This is a genomic window from Calditrichota bacterium (assembly GCA_013152715.1).
GTDB lineage: Bacteria > Zhuqueibacterota > Zhuqueibacteria > Thermofontimicrobiales > Thermofontimicrobiaceae > 4484-87.
In genome coordinates, this window is the sequence record JAADFU010000108.1 from 4,446 (window position 1) to 11,398 (window position 6,953).

At 44.3% G+C, this 6,953-nt stretch carries 8 protein-coding genes and 1 pseudogene (1 of these 9 only partly in view); all 9 read left to right on the top strand.

What is annotated here, in order from left to right:
- A pseudogene (ddlA, locus tag GXO74_08765) lies at window positions 1–296 on the top strand (D-alanine--D-alanine ligase) (it extends 825 nt beyond the left edge of the window).
- Between the two features lie 48 nt (window positions 297–344).
- Window positions 345–1,373 (top strand): hypothetical protein, encoded by a 1,029-nt coding sequence (locus GXO74_08770; GenBank protein NOZ61762.1) that lies wholly within the window; start codon window positions 345–347, stop codon window positions 1,371–1,373.
- 147 nt (window positions 1,374–1,520) lie between these two features.
- A complete protein-coding gene (locus tag GXO74_08775; GenBank protein ID NOZ61763.1) occupies window positions 1,521–1,676 on the top strand; it encodes a hypothetical protein in 156 nt (51 codons plus the stop codon).
- A complete protein-coding gene (locus GXO74_08780; protein NOZ61764.1) occupies window positions 1,666–2,433 on the top strand; it encodes a TIGR01212 family radical SAM protein in 768 nt (255 codons plus the stop codon). Before GXO74_08775 ends, GXO74_08780 begins: the two co-directional genes overlap by 11 nt.
- Before the next feature lie 133 nt (window positions 2,434–2,566).
- On the top strand, window positions 2,567–3,835 hold the full coding sequence (locus tag GXO74_08785) for a hypothetical protein (GenBank protein NOZ61765.1): 1,269 nt from the start codon (window positions 2,567–2,569) through the stop codon (window positions 3,833–3,835).
- Window positions 3,836–4,198: 363 nt separating this feature from the next.
- A complete protein-coding gene (locus GXO74_08790) occupies window positions 4,199–4,519 on the top strand; it encodes a hypothetical protein (GenBank protein ID NOZ61766.1) in 321 nt (106 codons plus the stop codon).
- Window positions 4,516–4,848 (top strand): hypothetical protein, encoded by a 333-nt coding sequence (locus tag GXO74_08795; GenBank protein NOZ61767.1) that lies wholly within the window; start codon window positions 4,516–4,518, stop codon window positions 4,846–4,848. The genes GXO74_08790 and GXO74_08795 overlap by 4 nt, the downstream gene beginning before the upstream one ends.
- Before the next feature lie 77 nt (window positions 4,849–4,925).
- Window positions 4,926–5,225 (top strand): hypothetical protein, encoded by a 300-nt coding sequence (locus tag GXO74_08800; GenBank protein NOZ61768.1) that lies wholly within the window; start codon window positions 4,926–4,928, stop codon window positions 5,223–5,225.
- A 346-nt stretch (window positions 5,226–5,571) separates the two neighbouring features.
- On the top strand, window positions 5,572–6,953 hold a 1,382-nt coding region (locus tag GXO74_08805; protein ID NOZ61769.1), incomplete at its 3' end, for a hypothetical protein.

Genomic DNA, 6,953 nt, shown 5'->3' on the forward strand with positions numbered 1-6,953 from the left:
TGCTGCGCATTCCGGCGGAGCTGAAACCGGAAGTCGCCGAAAAAATTCGCGCGCTCGCCGTGAAATCCTACCGCGCGATTTGCTGCGAAGGCATGGCGCGCGTTGATTTTTTCCTGCGGGACGAGACAGAAATTTACGTCAATGAACTGAACACCATTCCCGGGTTCACGCAAATCAGCATGTATCCCAAACTATGGGAAGCGAACGGAATTTCCTACGCCGACTTAATCGACAGATTGATTCAGTTGGCGATTCAGCGGAGTGAGAAAGAGAGGAGGTTAAAGACTTCGGTGTGATAGAACGCGGATGGACACGGATCGGACGGATTTTCGCGGATATTAAATGTGCTCCACCTTTTAGGTGGGGTACATTTTGAAAAACCATTCTTTTTTTTAAGGCTGCTGTTGCAAAATTTGCAAAAAAAGAAGGAGACTAAAATGCCACATTTACCTGACTTTGAAAAAGCAGAACTTTCACGCTTGCAGGAAGAAATCCAGCGGGATCGAGATTTGCAATTCCGAGTATTTTGGCAGGCGGTGACAGTTACTGCTGTGCTATTCTCATTGTCTGTGAGTGTTATGAAATCAGATTTGGTTATCAGTTTCCCGTTTATTTTCTTGGTTCCGCATCTGATCCTCATTCCTAGCACTGCGATCATCCTGAACCGCGCGCGCACCGGCAACCGAAAAAATGCGTACCTTTTGACCAGATTTGATGAATTTGCTACCATTGCTAATTGGGAAAAAGATTTAGCCCTGTTGAGAAATTTTAACCCCGACAACGAAGAAACACTACCCCAAAAATCGAACTCTGCAACAACCAGAACTCACCGCGCTGCTACGTTAAAAAGTATGATTCTCACGATAACATTGCTCGAGATATTTAGCTTGCTTACTTTCGGTTCATTCGCATTTACATATATCATGTTTCATAATGATTTATATTCCCAACTTTTGCCCTACGGTTGCTTCATTTACACTGCAATCTATTTCACGTTGGTAGCAAAGAGACTGCGTTCGTATTTTTGTACAAAATACGAAACAAGCATTCAAGGATACGCCAATGTATGGGCTAAGGTATTAGGAATTGACAAATCAAAAATTGATAATTTTCCCCAATGGGAAATTGAAAATTGGAAAGAAATTCGAAATGAAGAATTGTCCTCTCATTCGCAAAAATCTTTTCTGAAAATAAATTGGAGTTGGTTCATCTGGGTTTTTCTTTTTCAGACTCATAAAAAAAACCACTCGCAACGCGTACCACCAAGTTGGTTGAGACCCATTATCTTTTCGGCATGGTTTATGGCTGTTTTTGTTGGACTCTTTTATGCAACTGAAGTCCATGAAATCATCCGGAAAATATTAAAGATGTGAATATATTGCGAACAAATTCTGTGTGTTTGCCAAACGAGATATGTTTGAGCCAATACAAGCAGCCTTCAATTTATCCGCAAACATTATGAAAGTCTGCGCGAATCCGCCTAATCCGTGGAATCCGCGTTCTATTTTGCAGTTAAAAAAATGAAAATCTACCACAGCTACAACAATTATCTCAGAACCCGTTTCGGCAAGCGGGTGCTAAAAATTCCTTTGCACGCCGGATTCACATGTCCGAATATCGACGGCACGCGTTCCCGCGGCGGGTGTGTGTATTTATTGCGACAATGTGGCTTTTAGTCCGGTGGCGGCTTCCACAGAGCCGGTGATGGTGCAACTGGAAAAAGGAATTGCGCGCGGCAGGAAAAGATTCGATGCTTTCATTGGTTATTTTCAGTCATTTTCCAACACTCACGCGCCAGTGGAAATCCTGCGTGAAAAATACGAGCCCGTCATTGCCCATCCCGATGTCATCGGCATTGCTATTGGCACCAGGCCTGATTGTTTTTCTTCGGAGATTTACGACTATCTCGCTGATGTCAATCGCCGCACTTATTTGAGTGTAGAATTGGGAATTCAGACGATACACAATGACACCCTGCGTAAAATAAATCGCAGCCATTCTTTCGAAGAGAGCCTTGCTACAATTCACGAATTAGCCGACCGAAATATCGAAGTCGTGGTCCACGTTATGCTTGGTCTGCCCGGCGAAACGCACGCGATGATGATGGAAACAGCGGAAAAAATTGCGCAGTTGCCGGTTCAAGGAATTAAGATTCACCAGCTCATGGTTATCAGAGGCACGGTGCTGGAAAAACAATATTTTTCAAAAAGGAAATTAAAAGTATTGGAACTGGAGGAATACGCCGAATTAGTAGGAGAATTTTTAATCCGTCTGCGACCCGATCAAATCATTCATCGCCTGATGGCGGATTCGAGATTTGAAACCGGGCTCGTGGCGCCAGAGTGGTCTGCTGACAAGCGGAGTTCTCTTGTTTTCATTCAGAATTATCTTGACAAAAATCAACTTTACCAGGGGAAATATTTCAAAAAATAAAAAATCAACGCAACTTTTTTGTATGTCTTCACGTCTTATGGTAAAACCCGCGATACTGTTTTTAACGCCATTCGAAATTCCATTTGCAAACAAAATAAAATCATATCCTATCATCTAAAAAAGGAGCTTTCCCATGAAACGTATGCTGTTGTTGCTCGTTTTGATTTGCACGCCTTTTATTTTGTTCGGTCAAGAAGCGGATTCAACCTTGCAAAAAGCAGCGCCAAAAGTGTTCATCGACTGCCAGTGGTGCGACCTGGACTATATTCGCACGGAAATCAACTATGTCAATTACGTTTATGACCGAAAAAATGCAGACATCCACATCATGATCACCAGTCAGGCCACAGCAAGCGGGGGAACGGAATATACCTTGACCTACATCGGGCTCAATAATTTTTCCACTAAAAATGACACAATTGTTTTCGCAACAAATCAGGACGACACGCAGGACAACGTACGCGCAAAAATGGTGAAATTTCTGAAAATCGGACTGGTTCAATACATCGCGCAAACGCCGCTGGTAAAAAATATGACAGTGTCTTACAACAAACCCTCGGGCGCAATGGTCAAAGAAGATCAGTGGAACAATTGGGTTTTTCGCATGAGCATCAACGGCTGGTTTAACGGAGAAAAATCATCCCGCAATCACAATATCTACGGCCGCATTTCAGCGAATCGCATCACTGAGGACTGGAAAATCAGACTTTCGCTGAACGCCAGCACCAATGAGAATAAATACAACTACGGCGATGTCTGGTACAAAACCACGCGCAAAAACAAAAGTTTTTCCGGATTGGTCGTGCGCAGTCTGACTGACCACTGGTCTGTCGGCGCTTCGGCCGATGCAAATCAGTCCTCTTTTATGAATATCAAAGCCGCCTACTCTGTGGCTCCGGCGATTGAATTCAACATTTTTCCCTACTCGGAATCAACGCGACGCGAGCTTCGCATTTTGTACCGGGTGAATGCAGAACACGTTCTGTACGACGAAGAAACAATCTATTTCAAGACCAAAGATAATCTTTTCAATGAAAGTTTGAGTGTCTCTTTGAATTTCAAACAACCCTGGGGCAACGTGGGCATCGACCTTTCCGGTTCGCATTACTTTCAGGATTTTTCCAAAAATCACTTTAGCATTAATACCGATTTATCGGTTCGTCTTTTTCGGGGCTTTTCCATCAATCTTTTCGGCGGTTTTTCTCGCATTCACGACCAGCTTCATTTGCGCGCCGCGGGCCTGAGCAAGGAAGATGTGCTGCTGCAGCGATATGCATTGGAAACAAGCTACAATTATTGGGGCTCAATCGGCATAGAATACACATTCGGGTCTATTTTTAATAATATCGTCAATTCACGCTTTGGCGGAAGCGGAGGCAGTCGGATTATTATTATGAATTAGACAGCTAATGGCATATTTTTCCCTGTTCCCTTTCAAAGGTTTTAAGCCTCTGAAAGGGAGCATGAGATTGAACGGGAATATAGCTCCGACTTCAGCGAAAATCATATCCAAAATTGGATTGCGTTGTTTCTGATTAATCGAAATTAAACTTTCCCCTGAAAATTTCCTACGTGCTTCTCTCTGGCGCCAAATTTTTAAATAAAATCATTGCATTAATCCTCGAAATGAATTATCTTTAACATCAATCTTTGCAATCTGTTCTCCTCAATTTTGTTCTTCATTTCAAGTGAACTTTTCCGGAAACATTTCCGGCTAATCCAACAGACTAATGAATGACCGAATCGAAAAGGAATGGGAGTGAGTATGAATTGCTTCAAGAAAATTTTGACAATGACCGCGCTGACGACGTTGCTCATTGTTCCGAATTTTGTCCATGCGGGAGATTCCAAAATTTACGTTGCTACGCTTTCCACCGGATATTATCACACCGGAATGGCAATCCCGCTTTCTGCACTTTTCTACAAAAACGTGGACAATGACACAGTCTGGCAGTACATGGGCCGACCCAACAATCGCATTTTCAAATTTGACCTTCACCGAAAATCTAACGGCAAATTTATCGCATTAGCCACGCACACCGGAATTCACACCAGAGTTTTGACTTCGGAAAAACATGGAAAGTGACCACCGGCTGGCGAATCACCGAAGCCAACTGCGTGGCTTTTGATCCGCGCGACCCGAAAATCATCTATTGCAGTTCGCCTTACGGATTTTACAAATCGGTTGACAATGGCAAAACATGGCAGAAACACATCAAAGGGCTCAACTCTATTGACGCGCAATTTGTTTCTTCTTTCATCATCGACATAAAAAATCCCGATGTTTTGTATGCTTCTACCGAAGACGTGGTTTACAAAAGCACCGACGCCGGATTGTCCTGGAGCAAGATGGGTTTGCGCGTGCGCCACATTCGCGTGATTGTGCAGCACCCGAAAAAAATCCGAACATTTTAGTCGTCGGGACTGAGGATAACGGACTCTATTTTTCCGACGATGGGGGAAGAATCTGGGAGAAAAAAGACACCGGTCTTTTGGGAAATACTTTTTACGCCATCGCCTTTGATCCCTCACATCCCGACACGATGTATGTCGGCGGCTTCCAGACGGGAATTTTCAAATCCGTCGATGGGGGCAACAAATGGAAACAATATTTCCAAGGGCTGGGTTTGCTCGACATTCACGCCGTCGCCGTTGATCCGAATAACAGCAATCGCGTTTTCGCCGGGACAATGGGCAAAGGTGTTTACCAATCAGACGACGGCGGCAAAACGTGGCGTTTCATTGGCATCGATAACGGATTTGTTTATGCGATTAAAATAGTTAACTGGTAGGTTGATGAAATAACCACCGAGGACACGAAGTGCACGAAGAAAAATTTTGTTAATTTTTATTACTGCTTAGTCAAATTAAGAATCTCGATAATATTTTGTAGTGTTCTTCCTCTCAAACATCCCCCCTGTCCCCCCTTCAAAGGGGGGAACTAAGTAAGTCCCCCTTTGAAGGGGGATTTAGGGGGATGTAAAAAAGCAATCTGACTAAGCAGTTATTTCACAAACAAAAAATTACTATGTTTCAAAATAAGGGGTTTAAGGGTTTGACTCTGTGAACTCTGTGCATTCTCTGTTCGCTCTGTGGTTAAATGAAGATCTCTTTAAAAAGTTTAAAGGAGCAAGCACAATGAAAAAATGGACTTTGATGACAATAATTGTTTTTTACATATTTTCAACAAACGTATCGGGACAAATGTTGAGCAGAAAAGAATATTTAAAACAATTCGAGAAAAGAAAAGCGTGGCTCATTGCCAAATACGACACGCTCACTCGACCTAATTACACCGCGATTGCCGCGCGATATGCTACCGGGAACGACGTCACTTTAGCGGACAAGATGTTTCTGGAATTGCTCAAACATCCCAAAGGTGCCATGTTCTGGATGTTCCCTGTGACCGGCTGTTACTTTGCCGGAAAAGATAAAATGGCGGACGAAGTCAAACAGGCGCTGCGGCATGCCTGGAAAACCTACGCTCCGGCGCGCGGCGACACGGAAAATCACTGGGCGATGTGGTACTCGACTTTACTATTAATGTCCGAGCAATGGCCAAATTTGCCCGGTTCGGAATGGTTTTCCGGAAAAAGTTCAGAAGAAAATTTCCAGGAAGCCAAAGAATATCTATTCGAATGGGCGCGCATTACCACGACGATCGGACAGGGCGAGTTTGACTCGCCTGGTTACATTCTGGAATATTTAGTGCCCATGACCATGCTTGCCGAGTACGCTCAAGACCCGGAAGTCAAGCAGTTGGGTCTGATGATGACGGACTACATTTTCGCGGATTTCGCCGCCGAACATCTGGATCAACAATACATCGGAGGACACAGCCGAATTTACGAACGAGGCTTGATGAGGCCAAAAAAATCAGCTTCTTCAGTTTTCGCCTACATCTATTTTGGCGCAGGTGAGCCCTGCGCTCACGGCTGGGTGATTTATCCGGTTCTCACGTCCTACACGCTCCCGGAAATTATCTACCACATCGCCAACGACAGAAGCAAACCTTACATTCACAAGGAACGAAAAAGAGTGCGCAACATCATTCGTTACGGGACTGAACGAAATCCCGCGGTTTACAAATACGATTACATCACCAAAGATTACGGCATCGGCTCTCTGCAAGGCGGAATTTTGCAGCCGATCCAGCAACACACCTGGGGCGTGCGCTATAATTACGGCAAGCCGTTTTCCACGATTTTCGGATTGCACCCCTTCTGGTCGGTTTATGAAATCGCTATGTTTTTCCCCGAAGAAATCAAAACATCCATGGCAGGCATTATCGCTTCCAAAACTACATACAACAATCCGGACAAGTGGACCGGCGGTTCCCCGTTCGAACGAACTTTTCAACACAAAAATACGCTCATCGCACTTTACGACATTCCGGTCGGAACAACGTCCGAGCACATCGACGGATTTTTTCCGGCAAATTTAGAGAAAAGAATCATCGATGAATCGGGCTGGATCATCTGCAAAGCCGGCGATACCTACGTCGGCTGGTATCCGCTGCA